Annotated in this window: 15 protein-coding genes; 3 read left to right on the top strand and 12 right to left on the bottom strand. The window is 45.0% G+C overall.

Annotated features, from left to right (window positions below; translation table 11 throughout):
* Window positions 1-239: 239 nt before the first annotated feature.
* Window positions 240-1268, top strand: a complete 1029-nt coding sequence (locus PQ469_RS01640) for a hypothetical protein (RefSeq protein WP_274211433.1) — start codon at window positions 240-242, stop codon at window positions 1266-1268.
* Window positions 1269-1350: 82 nt separating this feature from the next.
* On the opposite strand, the gene PQ469_RS01635 is transcribed toward PQ469_RS01640, so the two are convergent.
* Window positions 1351-2034, bottom strand: coding sequence for a porin family protein (locus tag PQ469_RS01635; protein WP_274211432.1), 684 nt, complete (start codon window positions 2032-2034; stop codon window positions 1351-1353).
* Window positions 2035-2228: 194 nt separating this feature from the next.
* Between PQ469_RS01635 and PQ469_RS01630 the strand changes: the two genes are divergently transcribed.
* Window positions 2229-3953 carry a glycoside hydrolase family 3 protein gene (locus PQ469_RS01630; RefSeq protein WP_274211431.1) on the top strand — a complete coding sequence of 575 codons (1725 nt, stop codon included), beginning with the start codon at window positions 2229-2231 and terminating at the stop codon, window positions 3951-3953.
* A 105-nt stretch (window positions 3954-4058) separates the two neighbouring features.
* On the opposite strand, the gene PQ469_RS01625 is transcribed toward PQ469_RS01630, so the two are convergent.
* On the bottom strand, window positions 4059-4358 hold the full coding sequence (locus PQ469_RS01625) for a type II toxin-antitoxin system RelE/ParE family toxin (RefSeq protein ID WP_274211430.1): 300 nt from the start codon (window positions 4356-4358) through the stop codon (window positions 4059-4061).
* A gap of 13 nt (window positions 4359-4371) precedes the next feature.
* On the bottom strand, window positions 4372-4605 hold the full coding sequence (locus PQ469_RS01620; protein ID WP_274211429.1) for an addiction module protein: 234 nt from the start codon (window positions 4603-4605) through the stop codon (window positions 4372-4374).
* 126 nt (window positions 4606-4731) lie between these two features.
* Here PQ469_RS01620 and PQ469_RS01615 point away from each other — a divergent pair, with 126 nt between their 5' ends.
* Window positions 4732-7905: an ATP-dependent helicase gene (locus PQ469_RS01615; RefSeq protein WP_274211428.1), complete on the top strand. Its 3174-nt coding sequence runs from the start codon at window positions 4732-4734 to the stop codon at window positions 7903-7905.
* 52 nt (window positions 7906-7957) lie between these two features.
* Here the strand turns inward: PQ469_RS01615 and PQ469_RS01610 are convergent, their stop codons facing one another.
* The 9 genes from PQ469_RS01610 to PQ469_RS01570 all read right to left on the bottom strand — a co-directional run bounded on the left by PQ469_RS01610 (window position 7958) and on the right by PQ469_RS01570 (window position 21993).
* The gene (locus tag PQ469_RS01610) at window positions 7958-9973 is read right to left on the bottom strand and encodes an alginate lyase family protein (RefSeq protein ID WP_274211427.1); all 2016 of its coding nucleotides are present in this window, start codon (window positions 9971-9973) and stop codon (window positions 7958-7960) included.
* Window positions 9974-10030: 57 nt separating this feature from the next.
* Window positions 10031-11698, bottom strand: coding sequence for a hypothetical protein (locus tag PQ469_RS01605; RefSeq protein WP_274211426.1), 1668 nt, complete (start codon window positions 11696-11698; stop codon window positions 10031-10033).
* A gap of 13 nt (window positions 11699-11711) precedes the next feature.
* Window positions 11712-13340: a glycoside hydrolase family 43 protein gene (locus PQ469_RS01600; protein WP_274211425.1), complete on the bottom strand. Its 1629-nt coding sequence runs from the start codon at window positions 13338-13340 to the stop codon at window positions 11712-11714.
* A 32-nt stretch (window positions 13341-13372) separates the two neighbouring features.
* The gene (locus PQ469_RS01595) at window positions 13373-14605 is read right to left on the bottom strand and encodes a sugar MFS transporter (RefSeq protein WP_274211424.1); all 1233 of its coding nucleotides are present in this window, start codon (window positions 14603-14605) and stop codon (window positions 13373-13375) included.
* Window positions 14595-15542, bottom strand: a complete 948-nt coding sequence (locus PQ469_RS01590) for an ROK family protein (RefSeq protein WP_274211423.1) — start codon at window positions 15540-15542, stop codon at window positions 14595-14597. Before PQ469_RS01590 ends, PQ469_RS01595 begins: the two co-directional genes overlap by 11 nt.
* Window positions 15543-15697: 155 nt before the next feature.
* Entirely contained in the window at window positions 15698-17536 is a 1839-nt protein-coding gene (locus PQ469_RS01585; protein ID WP_274211422.1) for a glycoside hydrolase family 97 protein, read from the bottom strand.
* Window positions 17537-18793, bottom strand: coding sequence for a glycoside hydrolase family 88 protein (locus PQ469_RS01580; protein ID WP_274211421.1), 1257 nt, complete (start codon window positions 18791-18793; stop codon window positions 17537-17539).
* A 613-nt stretch (window positions 18794-19406) separates the two neighbouring features.
* Complete coding sequence (locus tag PQ469_RS01575) at window positions 19407-20654, bottom strand: DUF2264 domain-containing protein (RefSeq protein ID WP_274211420.1); 1248 nt, start codon at window positions 20652-20654, stop codon at window positions 19407-19409.
* A gap of 10 nt (window positions 20655-20664) precedes the next feature.
* Entirely contained in the window at window positions 20665-21993 is a 1329-nt protein-coding gene (locus tag PQ469_RS01570; protein ID WP_274211419.1) for a BNR repeat-containing protein, read from the bottom strand.
* Between the last annotated feature and the right edge of the window lie 35 nt (window positions 21994-22028).

Here is a 22028-nt window from a genome sequence, read left to right as displayed (position 1 = left end):
AATAAACAACGCATTTAATGCAATTTTTATCGTGTTTAAATCAATTACGTGCATTTTTGTTAATGTGATACAGTTTTTACCGGAAAAAGTTTTTATTTTTTTTAGCCGGCAACAAAGAAATACAGCATAGTATTTGTTGATTTGTTGCAGATATATAAATTACGTCGTATTGCAATAAGGCGGCGATCGACAATAAGGAGTACGCCGGATTTCAAATTGATAAAAACAACCAGCCAATTTTGATAAAGGATCCAACTGAAATAAAGTGCCGGCAGGCAACCAGAATTTATATTTTTTGCCCGGCAGGATATGCCACCGGCGGCCCCGAGGCATTGCACCAGTTGGGAGCAAAACTAAAGTGCCTGGATTTTAATGTATTTATGCATTACTATGCTACCCCTGACAGTGTGGATATAGTGCATAAAAACTATGAAAAGTACAGTGTGCCCGTTGCCGAAAGCATCGAAAATAGCGAACAAAATATCATCATATTGCCCGAAACACACCTGCTACCCATTTTTGATGATAGCTATAAAAAGGTGCGCAAAGTTATCTGGTGGCTTAGCGTGGTTAACTATTACGTTACCCAAAACAATCTAACCAAAAGTTTACAGCACAAAAGATATTTTAAACTGAAAAATTACCTGGGTAAATATCCTACAGCATCATTCGGCAGACTTAAACGTCGCAAAGAGGTACAGCACATCAGTCATTCTTACTACTCGCAGGTGCACTTGCTCGAGCAGGGTATAAAGCCGGTTGGTCGGATCTCGGACTACATGAACAGTGCTTTTTTTGATATGGTAAATGAAGGTACGCCCAAAGAAAACCTGGTAATATACAACCCCATTAAAAACGACGTTTTTTTAGACAAGATCATGGCCCTTACACCCACCATAAAATGGGTGCCTATCAAGGGTATGACGCCTGCCGAAGTAGCAGCCCTGATGAACAAAGCCAAACTATATGTGGATTTTGGTTTCCATCCCGGCAAAGAACGTATGCCGCGCGAGGCTTGTATTATGCGCTGCTGTATGATTATTGGCAAAACAGGCTCTGCGGCGTATCAGCAGGATATGCCTATCCCAGAACAATATAGGTTTGATAAAGAGGAGGCTCAAATCCCGGAAATTATCAACCGGATAAATGAATGTTTAACTAACTACAATGAGTTGATAAAAGATTTTGCACCCTACCGGCAAGTCCTTTACACAGAAGAGCGGCAGTTTGAACAGGATATTCAAAAGATATTTGTGAAGGATAAATAAAAAAGAGCCACACGGCAATCCCGCATGACTCCTTTTCAATAGCTTTAAGCTTTAGGCCTTCGGCTTTCAGCTTAAAAAGCTTTTATTGAAATTTAAATCCTAAGCCAATTTGCCAAACCTGGTTGCGGTAGTTAGGCAGATAAGAATTATCGTCGGGGCGACTGGTGGTAAGGTCGATATTGTAGCGTCCCCTAAGCTCAATGTTCCGGCTCAAATCAACACTAAGGCCAATAACGCCGCTTATGTCGGTATGGTCGCCGCGGTTGTTGTAGTATTGCTCCTGCTCGGTAATAAAACCGGTTTCGTAAGTGTTTTTAGTTGATGCCAAAAAGTTGATGGATGGGCCTACTAAAAAGTTGAATTGCGGTGCCAGCTTCACTTTTAACAGCAAGGGAACATCAATGTAATTGGTGCGTTGCGTAAACTTGCCGTAGTCGGTATTGGCTGTATAACCCTTGCCCGAATACAAAATTTCGGGAGCAAATGATATTGGGTAAGCGATAGGGATATCTAAAGTTAAACCACCGTTAAAACCGGCTATAGAATTGGTGCTGAAGTTGGAGTTATCGGCATCAATGGTGTTTGAAATATTTAAGCCGCCGGTTAGGCCAACTTTTATCCTGTAAAAATCGTCCTGGCTTTGGCGCGGGCGTTCGCGGCGTTCTTGGCGGTAACGGGGCCTGCGGCGTGGCGGACCGTAATATCCCTGGGCACTCACGTCATATACTGCAAAAAGGCAGATAGCAAAAAAAATAATCTTCTTCATGTTAGTGTGTTTTTTATATATCCATAGAATAAAAAATATCGCAAAGGTTTAATGCGCACACTAATGGCACAAATTTTTTCTAATTACACCAATCTGCGTGAATTTTGTTTTACCACCGCTATCAATTCGTGAATTCGCTTTAATTAGTAGCAATTCGTGTTGCATCAATTCGTGTTTCGTGTTTACATTTGAACATGCCAAAATTGAAAACCAGCTATCGTTTCGCATTCATAATCGCCCTTAATTTTATCGTTATAAACGCTTTTGCGCAAAAAGAAAGCTATATACAAAGCCTCAATACGCAAAACCATTGGGTGGATTCTGTTTATCATAAACTGAGCCGTAAGCATCGTATTGCACAATTATTATTCGTGCGGGCACACACCAATAAGGGGCAGGCCTATGCCGATTCGGTAGGCAAAGTAATTAAGGATCAGCAAATTGGCGGCCTGGTATTTTTCCAGGGCGGCCCGGGCCGGCAGCTAAACCTGGTTAACCAATATCAAAAACTGGCAAAAATTCCTTTGCTGATAGCTATGGACGGCGAATGGGGCCTGGGCATGCGCCTGGATTCGACTGTATCATACCCATACCAAATGACGCTTGGCGCCATACAGGATAATACACTGATATACAAAATGGGGCGCCAGGTGGCCGCCGATTTTAAACGCATAGGCGCTCATTTTAATTTGGCACCCGATATGGATGTGAACAATAACCCTAATAACCCGGTGATCAATTACCGCTCATTTGGCGATAATAAATATAACGTGGCCAAAAAAGGGATAGCCTATTTTACAGGCATGCAGGATGCCGGTTTACTCACCGCTGCGAAGCACTTCCCGGGCCATGGCGATACCAATGTAGATTCGCATTTTGATTTACCCCTGTTGCCTTATAGCCGGGCCCGGCTGGATTCGTTGGAAGAATACCCTTTTCGTGAGGCTATTGCAGCCGGCATCAGCGGGGTGATGATAGCACATATGAGCATCCCTGCATTGGATACTACCACCCATTTGCCGTCGACATTATCGCGCCCCATCATTACCGGTATTTTAAAAGATTCGCTGAAGTTTAAAGGTCTGGTAGTATCAGATGCCATGGAGATGAAAGGCGTTGTAAAATACTTCCCCAATGGCGAAGCCGATGTAAAAGCCTTTATTGCCGGTATGGATGTTATTGAACTATCCGAAAATTCAGATCGTGCCATTAAACTCATCCGCAAAGCATTGCGTCACGGTGCTATCAGTAGCCAGGAATTTGAAACCAAGGTAAAAAAAGTACTTGCTGCCAAATACTGGGCCGGGCTTAACCAGTACCAGGAAGCATCCCCCTTAAATCTTAACACCGATATTAACAGCCCGGCCCAAAAAGAGTTGGTGCAGCAGCTAAGTGATGCCGCTGTAACCGTATTAAAAGGCGATGCATCAACCATTAAGCTAAACCCGTTTTTAAAAACTGCCATTGTGAGTATTGGTGTATCCTCGCCAACCTTGTTTCAGCAAGAGGCCGCCAAAAGTTTCCCCAATTGCAAGCTATTTATGGTTGATAAAAACACCCCGGCTATCGGCCTCAAAAATATATTGACCTTGTTAAGCCAGTACCAGCAGGTAATAGTTGGCGTGCATGATACCCGCCTTCGTCCCCAAAGCAAACTGGATTACAGCAGCGACGTAAAACTGATGATAGCCGATCTGGCCGGTCGGCCTAATGCGGTGATCAGCGTTTTTGCCAATGCCTACACCATAGCCGGCCTGCCAGGTATCGAAAAAAGTAATGCCCTGATGGTATGCTATCAAAACAGCCCCGAGCTGCAAAAATCAGTAGTGAAAGTCCTTATGGGTACTTTGAAGCCAACGGGTAAATTGTCGGTGAGTGTTAATATGTTTTTCCCTACGGGGGCGGGGATAGGGTTGTAATGGGGGTGAGTTTTTTGCGTTAGGGATGGGCGCGGATACCGGCCCGAGTGTAATGCCTGAAGGCGTATGAGCATACAGCCCGGACCGTAGGTAACGCCCCAAAGGTTATTTTCGAAATCTTTTGTTTGGATTGCGACTGGTATGAAATATAGCCATCACGGTAATCTGTTTCAGATTTTCATCGATTATATAAACAATCAGGAAAGGAAATTTTTCAGTTAATGCCTGGTGAAATTGATTATAGTCGGCCTTGTAGTGATAAGGGTTCCTGCTAATTTGATTTAACTTTCTGCGGATGGCGGTTTCAAACACATCGCCAAGTCCCGATTGTTGCTCTTCGTACCATACAAATGCATTCGAAAATTCTTTTGAGGCCTCCTGGCGGATCTTCAGATCATAATTCATTAACAAAAGGCGGCTATTTTACTAAAGCTTGTTTTGCCATAGCCAAGGTCTCGTCCCAGGTAAAAGATTGACCGACTCCATTTTGATGGTCATGGTATCTCCTGTCTAATTCATCCCTCTGATCTTTGGTGAGTTCGTAGCTATCGGAGATTTCATTTTGCAGCAAGGTATATATCGCTTTTAATTTATCGTCCTCTGCGGTTTCAATATATTCATGCAGTTGTTTCCGTATTTGAGATGTGCGCATATAATTAGCCTTTTCACAAATTTAATAAAATTCAGGCATTGGGAATATGGAATTTAAGATCAAAATAAGTTTAATTTTGAAAAACGAAACAAATCTTCCCTTCAAGTGGAGATTTAAAGAGGGCTTATGCAATCCAACTTCAACAAATACAACGATAAATTTCAATCTGCCTTAGCCGGGCTAAACCCCGAGCAATTGGCTGCCGTAAATAAAATGGACGGGCCGGTTTTGGTAGTTGCCGGGCCGGGTACAGGCAAAACACAGATATTGGCGGCACGTATTGGCAAAATATTAACCGATACCGATGCCCTGCCCAGCGAAATCCTGTGCCTTACCTATACCGATGCCGGGGCCGTAGCCATGCGCAAGCGCTTGTTTGAGTTTATCGGCCCCGATGCATATCGCATTAACATATATACATTCCATGCCTTTTGCAACGAGATTATCCAGGAAAACCTGGAGTATTTTGGCAAGCTTAATTTGGAGTCGTTGTCCGACCTGGAATCGGCCATGCTGTTTCGCGAATTGGTGGATGAGTTTGATAATGACCATTTGCTGAAACGTTTTACCGGCGATGTGTATTACGATACCAAACGCCTGAAAGACCTGTTCAGCACCATGAAGCGCGAGAACTGGGATGCGGTTATGATCGAGACAGCCGTGCAGGAATACCTTGACGACATCCCTAACCGCGAGGAGTTTGTGTACAAACGGGCCAACTCCAAAACCGGCATTAAGGTAGGCGACCCCAAACAAAAGGATATTGATGCCGCGCACGACCTGATGAAAAAACTGGTTGCCGCCGTACGGGAATACCAGAATTACGATGTTAAAATGAAAGCCAAAGGCCGTTATGATTATGACGACATGATCATTTGGGTGCTGCGTGCTTTCCGTGATAACGAGGAGATACTGCGCAAATACCAGGAGCGCTATCAGTATATTTTGGTAGATGAGTTCCAGGATACCAGCGGGTCGCAAAACGAGCTGCTGTGCTTTTTGCTAAACTACTGGGATGTGCCCAACGTGTTTGTGGTGGGCGATGACGACCAGTCGATATTCAAGTTTCAGGGGGCTAACATGAGCAACATACTTGATTTTGCCAGCGATTATGTGAGCACCCTTAAAACGGTGGTGTTGAAGCACAACTACCGGTCGAACCAGCACATACTGGATATATCTAAGGCGCTGATTGATAATAACCAGGAGCGCTTAACCAAACAACTAAAGCTGGATAAGGATTTACAGGCCTCCCATCCGCGCTTCACGGACGTGGCAATTGAGCCGCTGATTCGCGAGTACGAAAACCCCGACCAGGAACTGGTAGATGTATCGGCACAAATAAAACAGTTGATTGACAAGGGCACCGAGCCCGGCGAGATAGCCGTGATTTACCGCAACCACAGCCAGGTAGAGGAAATGATCCAATACCTGGAGGTGAAAAAAATAGCGGTGAACACCAAGCGTAAAATAGATATCCTCACCCAGCCCTTTGGCGAAAAGATCATCAATATCATGAGCTACCTCATGATGGAACTGGATTCGCCTTATAGCGGTGATGAGCTGCTATTCGAGATCCTGCACTATGATTTCTTTAATATAGCACCCATAGAAATCGCCAAGGCCAGCATAGCGGTATCGCAGGAAAACTTTGCTGCCAACAGCCGCGATAAGGTTAAAACATCCATCCGCCGCTACATTAGCGAGTTGCGGCCGCCCGCGCAGCCAGATTTGTTTGCGCCGGATAAGTACATGGAGATGAGGTATCTCATGAACAACATTGATGATTTGCTTAAATCGGCCGTAAATTCAACGCTGCAGGCCTTTTTCCAGGATGTGATTGCCAAAATGGGCATCCTGAAATACATTATGCAGCAAGAGGATAAAGGCGGCTACATGCAGATGCTCACCAGCTTCTTCGATTTTTTAAAGGACGAAAGCCGTAAAAATCCCGATATCAAACTGTCCGACCTGATAGCGACCATCGATCTGATGAAAAAGAACGGTATCCGGCTTGATTTGAACAAAGTGATCTTCAGCGATAACGGCGTTAACTTTTTAACTGCTCACGGCTCCAAAGGGCTGGAGTTTGAGCACGTGTTTTTTATTGGCTGCGACAAACGTACCTGGGATAGCAAAGGCCGCAACAGCGGCTTTAGCTTGCCGGATACCCTTACCCGCGCCGTATCTGACGATATTGCCCAGAAAGAGGAAGCCCGCCGCTTGTTTTATGTGGCGGTTACCCGCGCCAAACAATGCCTCATGATATCATACGCGGGCAAGGATAAAAAAGGAAAAGACCAGGAAGCAAGCCAGTTTATCGGCGAAATTTTGGCCAGTACCGATACACAACTGCAATACCCCAAAGTACCGGCCGATACCATGGTTGATTTTATTGCCACCCAGTTTAGCGAGGTTGAAAAACCAAAGGTGGAGCTGCTGGATAAAAACTACATTAACCAGTTGCTGCAAAGTTATACGCTATCGGTAACGCACCTGAACAATTACCTGGATTGCCCGCTGCGCTTTTATTTTCAGTGTTTGATCAGGGTGCCATCCGGCAAAAGCCCGTCGGCAACGTTTGGGCAGGCGGTTCACTGGGCGCTAAATAAAACCTATCGCCTGTTGAAGGAAAACGAAAACGAGTTCCTGTCAACAGAGCAGTTCATGAACGAATTTAAATGGTACATGGCCCGCAACCGCGATTCGTTCACCAAAGATGAATATAAGCTACGCCTGGCCTACGGCGAGAAGATATTGCCGCCTTATTATGAACAAAACGTAGGCGGTTGGAACAAAATAGCCGTAACCGAAAAATCGATTAAAAACATCGAGATAAACGGTGTACCCATTAAAGGTAACCTGGATAAAATGGAGTTCGACGGTAAAAACGTTACCGTGGTTGATTATAAAACAGGTAAGGTACGGAATGCCAAAGACAAACTGTTGCGGCCCACATTTGATGCCCCCATGGGCGGCGACTACTGGCGCCAGGGCGTGTTTTACAAAATACTGGTTGACCATGACCGCACCAACGACTGGGAGGTTATAGACACCATTTTTGATTTTGTAGAGCCCGTAAGCGAAGGCGAATATTACCGGGAAAAATACGTGATTAGCCCGGCAGATATTGAAATGGTAACGGAACAGATCACCGATACCTACGCCAAAATCATGGCCCACGAATTCAGCACCGGCTGCGGTAAAAAAGAATGCGACTGGTGCCATTTTGTAAAAACGAATTTTAAACAGGCGGAGGTGGTTTTAAACGCGGTGAGCGAGGAAGAAGAGGACATATGACTAATTATTTTTTGTGACTTGTCTTAATAAATCTGGGTTTACATTGTTGTGCCTAATAAACCGTAACCTGATCGAATTTGACTACAGTAGGGACAGATGCTAAACCGGATGAAACAACTAAACCAACCAGCGCATTCTTTTTTACCTGCCTGTTTATTGAGCCAATTTTTGTCCAGTTTTTCCCATCAACAGATGAATAAGCAGAAATTATTGCTCCCTTTCGTTGCAACCGGAGCCAGTAATAACCGGTAAGGCGGCTGAAAGTAACAACCGGTTCGGACAATACAGGGCCCGATGCGATATCTTTTATAGTACCATCCTTACCATTGCGAAAAAAGAGCCTTGTATGCCAGCCTGGTGATTCGGGCTGCCCATTAAGCTCCGGCTTTACTATCAAAGCTGCCTGTATATCACTATCTTCCAGTCCTTCGCGGATGGCCAGGCCGAAACCGGAAAATTGTGAACTAACCTGCGGCACATACCGGGCGGTGATAATCCCGTTAGGTTTTAAAGTTGTATATATAAACTTAAACTGGTTCTGAACACTGTCGATGCCTGTTCCCCCGGATGTTATAGTAAATTGCAGGCCATCAAATACCGCCGAACCTTTCGATCGATGATTACCTCCAATGTTTGCCGCTTTCCACCCGGCCGGAAAACCTGTTGTTATACTAACCGGGCACGCATTCTCACTCCGCCCCGATTTACCAGAAGCAGACACCGTATAATAATAAGTTCTTCCCGGCAGCGCCTTTGTATCCTGATATACCGAACTGGTGATATTGCCGGCCAAAACTGTATAAGGCCCGTTTTTCTGTTCTGATCTTTTTAAGGTATAATAATTTGCTCCCCTGCAGGCCACCCAGCTAATTGTATTGCCATTTGTTGATGTTGTTTGGGCCAATAACCCTGCCGGGGCAGCGGGAATAGTATTTATATCATCACTACCTGCCGTCCTGGAGTAAAGCAATGTTCCAAATCCTACATGATCGGCACCCGGGAGCCCCTGTTGTTCGGGCCTGATTTTTTCGGCTGCCTCCTGGGTATAAGGCGCGGCTAAGCCCATGCGCTTAACATAATGGTTATAAATTTGCTCATATACAGCCCTTAGCATTCCCCTCCCTTCAACCGAGATGCGCTGGTGCCAATATTTACCGGTCATGTCCATTGCAGGCACATAAGGCACATCCTGGCCCAGGTTAAATTTAGCTGTGTATTCAAACCCCTTTAGTAAGCGATTATCGGCATATGCATACAGGTTTAATCCCTGGTGCCATGCCATTTCAGCACAATCACCCAGATGCGCTATGCCCAGTTGGGTGTGGCTTTGGTCGCGCCCGCTTTCCTGGCACTGCCCGGTTTCATTAATAATATAATTAAGCAGGCTGCCATCGCCCGCGCCATTAATATAATAGTGTAAAGCCCGCTCAAATATGGGGCGGTCATTGCAAAAAATACCAATCGCCATCATGGTTTTCATAGCAGCAGAATCCCAGTTGCCGTTGGCAAATGGCGCGAAATCTTTGATAACCGGGTAAATCACTTCCTTAAAATGGCTCTCTGTTCTTTCAATATCCGCCGCCGACCAACCCGAGTGGGTATAGCGCAGTATCTCGGCGGCGTTCACCATTTTGAAAGGCCCAAGGCCGGCCATTAACACAGCGTCCCGCCCGGTTATTGATTTTAATGTTGATGACCAGGCGTTAACTATTTCGATGGCTTTATCAGCATATAATTGCGTGCCGGTAAGCGCCCACATCAATGCATTCTGATAAGCAGCGTTAGCATCAGCGTCATATATACCCTGGCCAACTGTCGGGTTTCTGCCTACCATCTCCATAGGGCCCTGCATATGATAGGTATTTTGCGACTGAGAATGGGCCTGAAAAACCAGGAAACCGCTATATACGGGTTCTTGCTTCGCCAGTATAGCCGCTTTCATCCGCGCTATATCCTGCGCATTTTGCAGCAAGCCCGGATGAATGAATGATTGCGCCTGTAACTGTCCGGATAAGCATACTGATAAAAAACTGCATAATAGTAAGCATAGTCCTTTTAGATAATTCATTGTGTTCTTATTATAGATAATCTCTTTGTTGTAAATACTCAAAAAGCTCATATCTTATTACCTGGATATATAAAAGGTTTGTTCAACCGGTGTGGCAGATTGCCACAAAGGCCCTGTTATCCTCCCCCACTGATAGGCCACGATGTTTACTTTTACCGGGTATTTACTTTTGAGCGGAACAGGGGTGAACTTAACTATACCGTTTTCCACGTATGCCGGCCCCGAAATAATATAATAACCCACAGGCAATCCCGAATCTGAGGTGGCATGTAAAGCCAATTCTTTCGTGCCATATATAACATCTTGTATTTTCTGAAAGGTTATTGCCTGGGGCTTCCCAATTGTTAGTTTAGCAGGTATCGTCATTTTGCCGGGTTGTACAGCGTGGCGATATACCGCATCGCCTGCATCTTCTTCCTGTATCCAAAGCTCGCCGCCCATTCCCATCCTATCAAACTGTAACCTGAATAACGATGGCCCGGTTTGTACCGCCGGGCCAGAAATCACCCTGAAATTAATTGCCCCCGATGCGTGACCCAGTTTTTGACCTGCGCCAATAAGTTCTGGTGGCATTTCCGGTAAAAAACCTCCTTTTAGCCGGAAAGAAACGCCATCTTCTTCCGGTTCAAACTTCAAATCGGCATAACCCAGTTTGGCTACCGGTAATAACCGGCCATCCTGTATAAACGTAAGCATTTGCCGTTTGCGCTTTGCGCGGTCGCCTTCAAATTTCATAGCTGCTACCGCCGCTTCCTGGTCAAAAAACCAATAGCCGTTGTCGCTTCCGCCTTTAAATGAGTTATGAGGAGCCGGTAAAAACGTCTCTTTTTCCATGCCGCCGGCACCGGTTAACCAGCCCGATGATTTTTCAACCGGTTTTAAAACCAGTTGCCCTTGTTCAGGTAAACGGAACCGACATGCTTTACGGATATACAAGGCAATAAAATTTGCCAGACGGGCAGACCAATCGAAATGCCCTCCGCCGGGATCTACCACCACACTAACCAGGTTACCGGCATCACGGGCACGTAAAGCTAATGCAGTTTGTTTTACCACCGGCCAGTAAAAGTCCCGGTCGCCCGGCTGGGTGGCCGGGTCGGGTACCCGGTATTGAGGCCACTCGGTAGTCTCGCCTACGATGTAACAAAGCGGAATGTTTTTAAATTTCAGGGAATCAGGTAGGGGAACGGTTTTTACGGGGATGCATGCTATTGTTCGTTCGGGCAAGGCATTTGCAAAGGTCCAGGCAAAATGCCCGTTGGCCGAATGCCCCATTGGTATTACCGGCGCATTTTTCAATTCATAATAGCCCGACTCCTGTGCCAGGTTATCCATCATTTGCTGAAAAACTATTTCCATGCCGGGCTTCATATCGGCAGTTAAAGATTGGTCGTTCCGTTGCCCCGGCCCAATCCAAATAATGCCTAAACCTATCTCTGCCGCTGTTCGGCGTATCAACGAATCCTCGAGCCAGTTACGTTCAAGCAAGTTGGCCAGGGATATTATTACTCCTTTAACCCGTTTGCAATCCGGTGGTATCCATAAAAAGGCAGTCCGGGTACCAACCTTCACGCTGTATTGATAAACATGCAGAGTCGGACTATCCTGGGCTTTGGAGCTAATTGACACAAAAATAGCCAGCAGCAAAGGAACTATCTTAGCTATCCACAAAAATGCTCTTATTTTGTTGCTCCTTTTCACCTCACCATGTACTTTTAAAATCATCCTGAATAAGGACTTATGGTGTTATCCTAAACCAGTCAAAATCGGCATATCCGCCCGTGCGCACATCCGGTTTGCCAATACAGAACAGGCCTACTTTTGCTCCTATCCATTTATCGGGCAGGGCCGTAAATGATGTTCCTATTTCTTTAAAATTGACTCCATCCTCGCTGTAACTGAAAGTACACCGGGCATCAGGCGCACTTACATGAACCCTGAGATAAACAGCAGATTGACTGATCCTATTTTCGGCCACAACCTGTTCTGTATTGCCGTTTAATGCCTCTTTACAAATTACCTGGCTTATTTTAAACCCTTTTTCATCTTTGGAAACAGATAGATAGGCATAGTCATTCCCCATAATAAGTAAACCTGCTTTTTTACTTTGCCATACATCCCATTCCACTTTATAATTAACCTTTGTTGTTGCCGTAAAATCGGCAGCCGGAAATTTTTGCAACAACAGATTAGGCACAGGCCAAAGGTTAGCCACACCCGGTTCTGTTGGAAAAGCAAACAACCGCAGATAGCCCGACCCCGGGATTAGTGCACTCCATTGTATTTTGGGATTAGCGTGCCATTGCCATTGTAAACCAGGCCGATCTGCATTAAACTCGTCACTTTCAGCAGGAGTTATCACCGGGTAGGTTTTACCTACATTTGGCTTTTTATAGGTAAGTACGGGCTCTCCGATGCCATCACCATTGTCGTCTTTACCAATTACCGGCCAGTTATCGATCCATTTTACCGGTTCCAGGTGGAGGATTCTGCCGTAAGCGCCTTTATCCTGGAAATGAATAAACCAGGGCTCGCCGGTTTGTGTCTGCACCAGCGCACCCTGGTGTGGACCATTCACCGCGGTTCGGCCCTGGTTCATCACTATTTTAGCCTCATATGGCCCATAGATATATTTCGACCGCAATGCAAGCTGCCACCCGGTGGCTACACCGCCTGCCGGCGCCAGTAAATAATAGTAGCCATTACGTTTATATAGTTTGGGGCCTTCTATAGTGGGATTCTTGTCATGACCATCGTAAACATGTTTACCATCATCCATAACATTTGTCCCTTCGGCATTTAACCTAAAGATGGTTAGCAGACTGTTAATACCGGCGCGGCTACCCGCCCAGGCTACCGCCAAATAGGCCTTCCCATCATCGTCCCAAAACGGGCAGGGGTCAATAATTCCCCTGCCCGGCAAAATCAACAGTGGTTTACTCCAGGTACCCGCCGGGTCTTTGGTTTTAATCATGTAAATGCCATAGTCGGGATCGGGGTAATAAATATAAAACTCGCCCTTATGAAAACGGATGCTGGGCGCCCAAACGCCCTTGCCATGCTGTGGCTTATCATAAACAGTTTCGGGAACTTGCTTTTTTAACGCGTAATTAATCAGCTTCCAGTTAACCAGGTCTTTAGAATGAAGAACAGGCAGGCCCGGCATACAATTAAAACTGGAAGCAACCAGGTAATAATCATCTCCAACCCGTATAGCATCAGGATCTGAATAATCTGCGTACAAAACAGGGTTCTTATAAGTGCCGTTCCCCTGATCTGCTACCCAAACTTCAGACACAGGGCCCTCAGCTGTTGCGCCCTGTAAATGCCCCTGTTGCGCTATAACAAACTGACTGCATGCCTGCATGCTCAAGAATAATATGTATAATTTGAACCGCATCAATGTTTCACTTTATAAAATTTTGCACCGAACAAAAAGATCACCACGTAACAAATTATTGGCAGGTAATAGGCTTTGGCCACATTATGGTTGGCAATAAGCCCCATCAGCAACGGGAAGCATGCTCCGCCAACTACCCCCATAGAAATAAAGGAAGAAGCTTGCTGGGTATGTTTGCCCAGATTTTTAAGACCAAGACTAAAAATAGTGGGAAACATGATGCTGAAGAAGAAATTAATCATCATTAACGCGATATATGATATCCATCCATGGCCTTGGGCAACTACAATACACATAATAACATTTCCTAAAGCTAATGCGGCCAATAACTTACTGGGGGCAATAAATCTCATCAGGAAAGTTCCTATAATACGACCAACAGCCATCATGGCCATAAAAACACTCATATACCCGGCGGCGGTTTCATTGCTGAAACCCATAACATCGTGCCCGTAATTAATAAAGTAGGCCCAGGTACCGCCCTGCGCGGCTACGTTAAAAAATTGCGCAATAACAGCCCATACAAAATGACCGTGCTCATATAGCTTTTTTGTTGGGGCGACATCTACATTTACTGCATCGGCGTCCACTTCCGATACTCCTGCATGGGGAGCAGTTAATACGGGTATTTTAAGAAACAAGAAAACAATAGCAATAAATACAATTATGCACCCTATACCAACGTATAATGTTTTAACCGACGACAAATCAGTAGAATGTTCGCCCGCTGTACGGAAAAAAAAATACGCCCCCCGGGCGGGACCAATAATAGTGCCTATGGCATTAAATGACTGCGAAAAGTTGATACGCTGGTCGCTGGTGCGCTGATCGCCTAAAGAAGCTGCAAATGGATGCGCTACCGTTTCCAGCGTGGCCATACCGCAACCTAAAATGAACAAGGCTATTCTGAAAAAGTTAAATGAGTTCGCATTCGCTGCGGGCACAAATAAAAAGGTGCCAACGGCAAACAGCATCAGACCCAAAATAACACCCGGTTTATAGCCGTATTTCTTTAAAAAATACCCTGCAGGTATACTCATGACAAAATAGGCGCCAAAAACAGACAGTTGAATCAGCCCTGACTGTGATTTGGAAACGTTCAATACATCCTGGAAATGTTTATTCAATACATCGCTCATGGAATGAAGCAATCCCCACATTAAAAAAAGGGAGGTGACGAAAACAAACGTCACGATAAATTTCTTTTCGGTAAAAGCTGGTTTATTGGTCATTGATTTTGATTTTTTTAACTGAAGCTACGGCTTTTTCAACTGGCTTAAACAAATTGGCAGCCCCTATAAGCGGCGCGTACTCCCCTAACCGGGCAAGTTCAATAGTGGTGTTTGGTAACCGACTTTTTAAAGCCGGCAAAAAAAGGTCGGACGCAAGGGTTATATTACCGCATAGGATTAAACATTGCGGAGATATGGCCAGGATATGAGGTTCGAGAAAACTACTTAGGTTTTCGGCAAAGTCTTCAAACACCTGTTTAGCAACCACATCCATATCGGCTATAAAAGCAAGCTCCTTTACGTTTTTTACTGATTGGCCCGATAGTTCATGATATCGCTTTACAAATCCCCGGGTTGATAAATAATCATCTGCGATGGTCTCCTTAAATGATAAACTACCCAAATTCAAATCAGTGATTTCGCCATTAATAAAATGTGCCGATCCAAAACCTGTCCCCAGCGTAACCCCCATCACATTTTTATATCCCTTTCCTGCTCCTGCAATGCATTCCCCTGCAACAGTGGCTTCGGCATCGTTCCGGAATTTAATGCGTTTATGATGTATTTGTAATGTGTTGGCCAGGTGAAATTTAATGTTAATACCGTAGATAGATTCGTATTTATTCAGTCCTTTGATGTACGAGATTCCATTGTGGTAATCAAATGGCCCCGGCATGGCCAGCGACAGACCAGATATATGAACATTGGCCCTTTCTGAAACATGTTTTAATATATTGCTCCAGGCAAATAAAATATCTGCCGCCGAACCCTGGCTGTTAATATCAATCCTTACCTGGCTTTGTTCAACAATCGTGTTTGTTTTATAATTACATATTGCTGCCGTTATATGCGAACCGCCAATATCCGCGCTTAAAATATATGGTGTAAATACGTTTTCAATTGACATGTCGCGGTCTGGTGTTACTGTAAAACTCATTATTGATTATGCTCATTTATATAGGATCTGTTAATTAATTTCACATATATTCTTTATCAAAGAGTCTGCTTTAAGCTTTGTGCATTCTGCTTTTAGCTTCTATTTAATTTCTTCTATATGCATTGCCTCACCTCCTGATGGTTGCAGACTAATGTTTAACACTGTTTACTACTAACCACGCTACTGCTAACCCGCACATGCGTAGCTGTAGCCACGGAGGCATCGTCACTATATATTTTGACCCTGTACTTTTTGCCCGGGGCCAGAAAAGTGAGCGGCACGTTCAAAGTTCTTGCTTTGTTATTGGTAATGGTACCTACAAACCATTCCGTTCCTTTGCGCCTGGCAGTAGTAATATATTCCCCCGGTTTACCTTGTATTACCCTTGTTTCGTCCCAACTGGTCGGAATATTGTCCCAAAACTCCAGTTCGGGTTCGTTATGCTCTGCCGATGGCTTATCATACCAGTAAAGCGTTTGCAGGGGGCTGTAATAAATGGCTGCCAATGCCAGCTGATGCGCATGGGTGTTTTTTATACGTTTATCAAAATAACAAATAGTATAATCGGCCGGGCCGGCTATGTAGCGGGTAAAAGGTAATATGGTATTGTGGGTTGCATCGGGCATTTCTTCGTTGCCGCGTACCCCTTCGGCTGTCATCAGGTTGGGCCATGTACGTTGTTCGCCGGTGAGGCGCCAATCGTCATGAATATTAACCATTATATGGCTGGCCGCCGCCTGCTGAATGGCTTTCTCTACCCAGGTAGTCCAGCGATGCGAACCCACCTGTACAAAACCAAATTTTACGCCTTTTACCCCCCACTTATTATATACAGCAAACAGGCTGTCGCTTTGCACCAGCAACGCTTGCTGGTTAACGTATAGCCATATTCCAATGCCTTTATCCTTGCCATATTGAATAATGCCCGGCAAATCAAAATCAGGTATAGCCACTTTTGTCGCATCGGAATTAAAGCTGAATGCCGGCCCATACCATTTCCAGTCAAATAGTATGTATTGCAGCTTATGTTTTACAGCAAAATCGATATTGGCTTTGGCATCGGCAGTAGTTTGAGTCATTACACGCATAATTTTGCCTGGCTTTATCCAATCAGTATTTGTTATTTTAGATGGTTCGTTCAGGTTAAGCATTATGTAATTATGCGTTATCAAATCGCCCGGAGTTGTGGCCACCATAATTACGCGCCAGGGTGTACCAACCGGCGACACGATTTGTGCCCCCCCAAACATAGACGTTACAAGGGTATTTGGCTTATCGTCGCTTAATTTGAATTTGGTGCGGGCATAATCAACCAATTGCGCTTCGCCAAGCGCTACAAACAGCCCGTTGGGTAGCTCTAATGTAAGCGGGCGTTCGCTTTCACCGGGCCAGTTAGCCAGTGGCAGCTTGTAATAAGGTGCCTGGGCCCAGTTGGCAAACCAGGCCTGGGTACCTGCCGGGAAACTAAATCCGGTATTTTCGGCGGTGACGTTGTAATACGTTCCTTTTTCATTTTCTGGGAAATAATAGCGAATGGCGACACCTTCATCATAAGCCCGAACCTGTACCTGCATCACATACATTGGGTTATCATCCTTCACCAAGGTGATATCGGCAGCATTATAATGATCCCTTATCTGGCTGCGTTCGCCATTTACCGGGATCCAGCTGGTATCATGCGTGGTGGTTTTTATATCTTTTATCACCAGGTTTTCGCACCAGTTTTTATGCTGATCTATCTTCAGCGCCATCGCTTTTTCTGACAACTGGTTATCCAGCTGAATATCCAGCACCGACTCGCCTATAACCTGTTTATCCTGGTAAGTTACCTGGTAATACATCGTCCTCTTATTATCGACTGACTGTTTCTGATAAAACTTCAATGTGAGGTTTTTGTCAGGCGATTGAATTACCAGGGGAGCACCCGTCGCCCTGTTTTGCGCTTTGGCAGCTAACGTGATAAATGAAACTACAGCTAATATAAAATATCTCATTTAGTGCGATTTATATTGACGGTAAGCAGCTTTGGCATGTTGTAATTTATCCAATCTTAACAAGGCCTCCAAATAATAGTAATCGGCATAAATAATTGACGCATCAATTTCTGTCCCGGCGGGGTGATGCCCGGTAGAATGTAGTAAAAAAGCGTTGGTTACATTATGGCTTTGGTAAGCCCGCGAGGAAAGCGTTTGCAACATAGCTTCGGCCTTCTGTCGGTAAATTTGTGCCTTGGATTTGTCCTTTACAAATGTTGACAGCTCCAGCAATGCCGAAGCGGTCACGCAGGCTGCCGAAGCGTCTTTAGGAGCATTGGGGATAGCAGGGTCATCGAAGTCCCAAAAAGGGATCAAATCCGCCGGCATGCGGCTCAGGTACACATCTGCTACTTTTTGTGCAAAGTTTAAAAACTCTGGTTTCCCGGTTTCGCGGTAGCACATGGTAAAACCGTATATCGCCCATGATTGGCCCCTGGCCCACATGCTGTTATCCGCATAGCCCTGGTGGGTTATTCCTTTTATCTTTTTCCCGGTAATGGTATCATACACTACAACGTGGTATGAGGTATAATCGGGCCTGAAATGATTGTGCATGGTGGTTTCAGCATGTTTAACCGCGATATCATATAAATGCGGGTTGCCGCCATTTTTTGAAGCCCAGAATAAAAGTTCGAGGTTAATCATGTTATCGATAATGGTATTGTGGGGCCAGGCCATTTTTTTAACCATTGGCGGCCACGATAAAATAGTACCCACTTTGGGGTTAAACAAAGTGGCCAATGAATCTGCCGATCTTAATATAACCTGTTTATACGCTGAGTCTCCCGTTAGCCTGTACCCATTGCCAAAACTGTTAAATATCATAAAACCCAAATCATGGTCGAAGCCACTATGTTGGGAAATTGGCGTTAATTCCTGTGTGAATTTGTCAGCTGCTATTTTCCATTTTTCATCGTGGGTACCTTCGTACAGATACCATAAAATGCCGGGCCAGAAACCGCTGCACCAATCCTGGGAATTTACATATCGCCAGTCTGTTTTGCCTTTATCTATATTACGGGGTAGGTTATTGCTATTTGCCGGAATATTACTTAGCGTTTTTTGCGCCTGGGCGATGCAATAGTTTATATTGGGTAGTACCTGCAAGCTTTTTTGAGCATGGGCCCCGAATCCGGCACCCGAGAGCATCAGGACGAATAAAATTTTGTACAGCGCTTTGGTATCGAAACGTTTTTTTAGATAATTCCTTTTCATACGATTTTATTGGTTCTCAATTTTTGTACTCCGTCTCGGCAGACACCTATGTTGTTAATTGTAAAAACGGCCGATCTGCTAATTGCTAAAACGATCTGCCGCCGAGCGCAAACAAAATTGGAGCAACCATTTATAATTGAGTTTCGAAAGTAGTTTAAAACAAAAACCCGCAGGGGGGTGCATTAGGTCAAATAAGGGGGAGAAGAAGTCTATTTGGCAAAAAAATGATTATCGGGAATGCGGCCTGGCTTCAACAAGCAACAGCATGAGCTAAGTTAATATCGTTGCCGTTATTTCTGTCAAATATCTTCCTCTTTCTTTCAGGGCAAACGCATCTAAATATTTAGCGATGATGATCTGTCATTTAATAATAGCTAACGTAATAAGCTTATGATGTAAAGGAGCTGATCCTGGTCAAACGAGCCAAGTTGCTTCGGCACCTGTTTTGGCCAACAACAGGCACAAACATTTGGATGCACTTAAATGCACAAGCATCAGTTTAGTGTTAACCATGCACATTTACAATATGTTAATTATCAGTTATTTATAATAAATAAAATTAAAATGTGTTAAGTTATGTTAACCTAATTTAGATGCGTGACCCGCCCTTTCTTTACTTCAGATCCAGGGCGTGATCGGCTTTTACATCTTCTCCGCTCCAGATTTTAACTGCCGTCCATTTGAGGGCTGGGGCGCTCCAGAATTCGTCGGTTTCGGGCAGGCCAAGGGGTACAAAAACATTACTGCAAATGTATAAGCTGCCGGTAGTAATATAAAAATCGGCCAGGCCGGGTTGTTTGCCGTAAAGGCCGATGTTGAGCCATCCATCCGCGGTAAATGTAGCGGGCGACTCCAATGTTTTTTTGATAACTGCGGTTAAGGCGCAACGTACCTGTGCCGGTGCCAACGATGCAGGGAGTTGTTTAATATAAGCCATATTGGCCAAATGATGAAAAACCCCTGCCCGGTAAACTATAGATCGGCCGGTTGCCGGGTAACTGCCATCGGCGTTAATTAAGCGTTCCAATATTTCGGCATAGCGTTGGCCTATGGCTTTTACACGCTCCTGCTCGTGTTGGTAATTCTTCTTTTTTTCGCCCTGCACCTGTAGCATGGCGGCTAAATTGGGCTGTATCACAATACTGTTGTAATAATCCAGGTGAAAGGTCATCCCGTCAGAAAACATCCCGTCGCCAACATACCAGTGCTGCATAAACTCGCGGATGCCAAATTCGGTGCGTAAAGGGTCGTCCCCTAAATCGTATTTGCAAAAGAAGGCTTCGATCATCCCCGAAAACAGGATCCAGTTGGAGTAAACCGGCACCGTGTTACGGGTTATCTTCATCGCATCAACCACCTGTTTTTTTACATTATCGTCCAGGTGTTCCCATAACCATGGGCACCTGACAAGCGCAAAGGCTACGTACGATGCATCAACCAAAGGCTGCCCGCCATTCCATTGCAAATAATCTTTAGCCTGCGGATTAACCGCGTTGGCTATCGCCTTTAATGCCCATGCGCGGTACTGGTTACGCAATTTTACTTCGCCGGCATCGCCCCCTTCCAGGTTAAGCCAGGGAGCAATCCCGCTTAAGGTGCGGCCAAACGCTTCAAGGTAAGCAACTTTTGAACGCCCTTCTTTATTATCAATATGGTCAGATAAACTCACCGGCATATTTTGCTTCAGCTTATCTTCGGCCAGGTTTGATAGTACGGGCCGGGCTATTTTATCCATGTACGCCAGCCACAGTTTCCTGTCGGCAAGGCCGTTTGATATATTTTTTTGCGCCCACAGGTTGGATACAACCAACATTGTGCAAAGCAAAAACAGTATTTTTTTCATGGCAATATTAAATTTCATTTCTTCTGCTCTAATTATTAGCCGGTTTCCATTCCAGCACCTGTACCGGCTGGGCGGCAATATTGGCCTGCCCTTCGCCGTCCACCTGTACTACCTTTTGTATAAATAGGTTAAGTATTTTCTTGTCTTTCCATAGTTCGGTATCATAAGTTGGTTCCCAGGCGCCAACGGTAAAAGCCGATAAATCGCTAACCGCCCACTTATTTGCGGCAAGGTTACCGGTAAGCGCGACAGAAATTTTATTTCCCCGTTCTATATCTCTGAATATTAAGGCCGCGGCCATATTTTTACCCTGTTTCCAGGCAATAACCTGCGGGCGTGATATGGGGATACTCTTTGTGCCCATTCCGCTTAAACTAAAAGGCGTTTTGCGAAAATTGAGGTTACTGTTGGCCCACCGGCCATTATTTTTATAGATAATATGATATTGCGGAACCGTTTGCCCTTCCTCGCGCCAGTAGCTGGCTATAAATGGGCTGCCATCGTCGTCAATAACCATAGATGTTTGGTTAATAAGCTCGCTTTTCTGTGGAATTTCGCAGGCGTGTTCGGCAGTAGCGGCGGTAATTGGCAAATTATACCTTTGCCCGGTTGAGCGTTCCCAGTTTATACCGCCATCTTTTGACAGCGCATAACACATATCATGGTTACTGGCCACATCAGGACTTTCGCGCCACACCCACGACAGGTGTATAAATCCTTTTTTATCAATGGCCATTTGCCAATAAGCATTTCGTTTACCTTCGCCGTCAATAAGGTTACTTTGCACATTTACCCATTTTTGGGTTGTTGCCAGGTACCGGTTAATAACCAGGTTGCCATTGCCAGACGCTCCATTCCTGTAAAGAAATAACAAATCGCCTTTGGGCAGCTTATAAAATTCAGGGTAGCTTACACGGTTTTCAGCAATGCCGGTCATTGATTTTTTTGCCGATAAAACAAGGCTGCCGGGCGCAATGCCCACAGCATAGTTTAATGGCTCATTATGCAAGCCCCAGGCCACATGCAGGTATCCTGCCCCGTCAACCATAATGCTGATGGTTTTATGGGCATCGGCAGCATCGCCTTTGTAGGCTGTGGCAGCAACCTGCCATTTATTTGACCCGCTTTTTCTTTTGGCCAGGGTTAATACCTGCTGCTGATCATAATAGGCGGCATATTGCTCGCCTTTAAAAGTAACCAGCGAGTTTTTGCGAAAAATAACTGTATTCACCGAGTTATTAGCCCACCCGGGGCTGATGGTACTAACTTTTACCGGGTAAGTTTGCGCACCTGAATGCAGAAAGCTACCGATCAGTAAAACTATAAACAGGGATTGTTTGAAGTAGTTAAAAAGCATAAGTAGTAAAGTGTGTGGCAATATACACCGCCACA

It is taken from the genome of Mucilaginibacter sp. KACC 22773, from assembly GCF_028736215.1.
Taxonomy (GTDB): domain Bacteria; phylum Bacteroidota; class Bacteroidia; order Sphingobacteriales; family Sphingobacteriaceae; genus Mucilaginibacter.
Note: the sequence above shows the minus strand (reverse complement) of the source record. Positions and strands in the feature narration are given on the sequence as shown.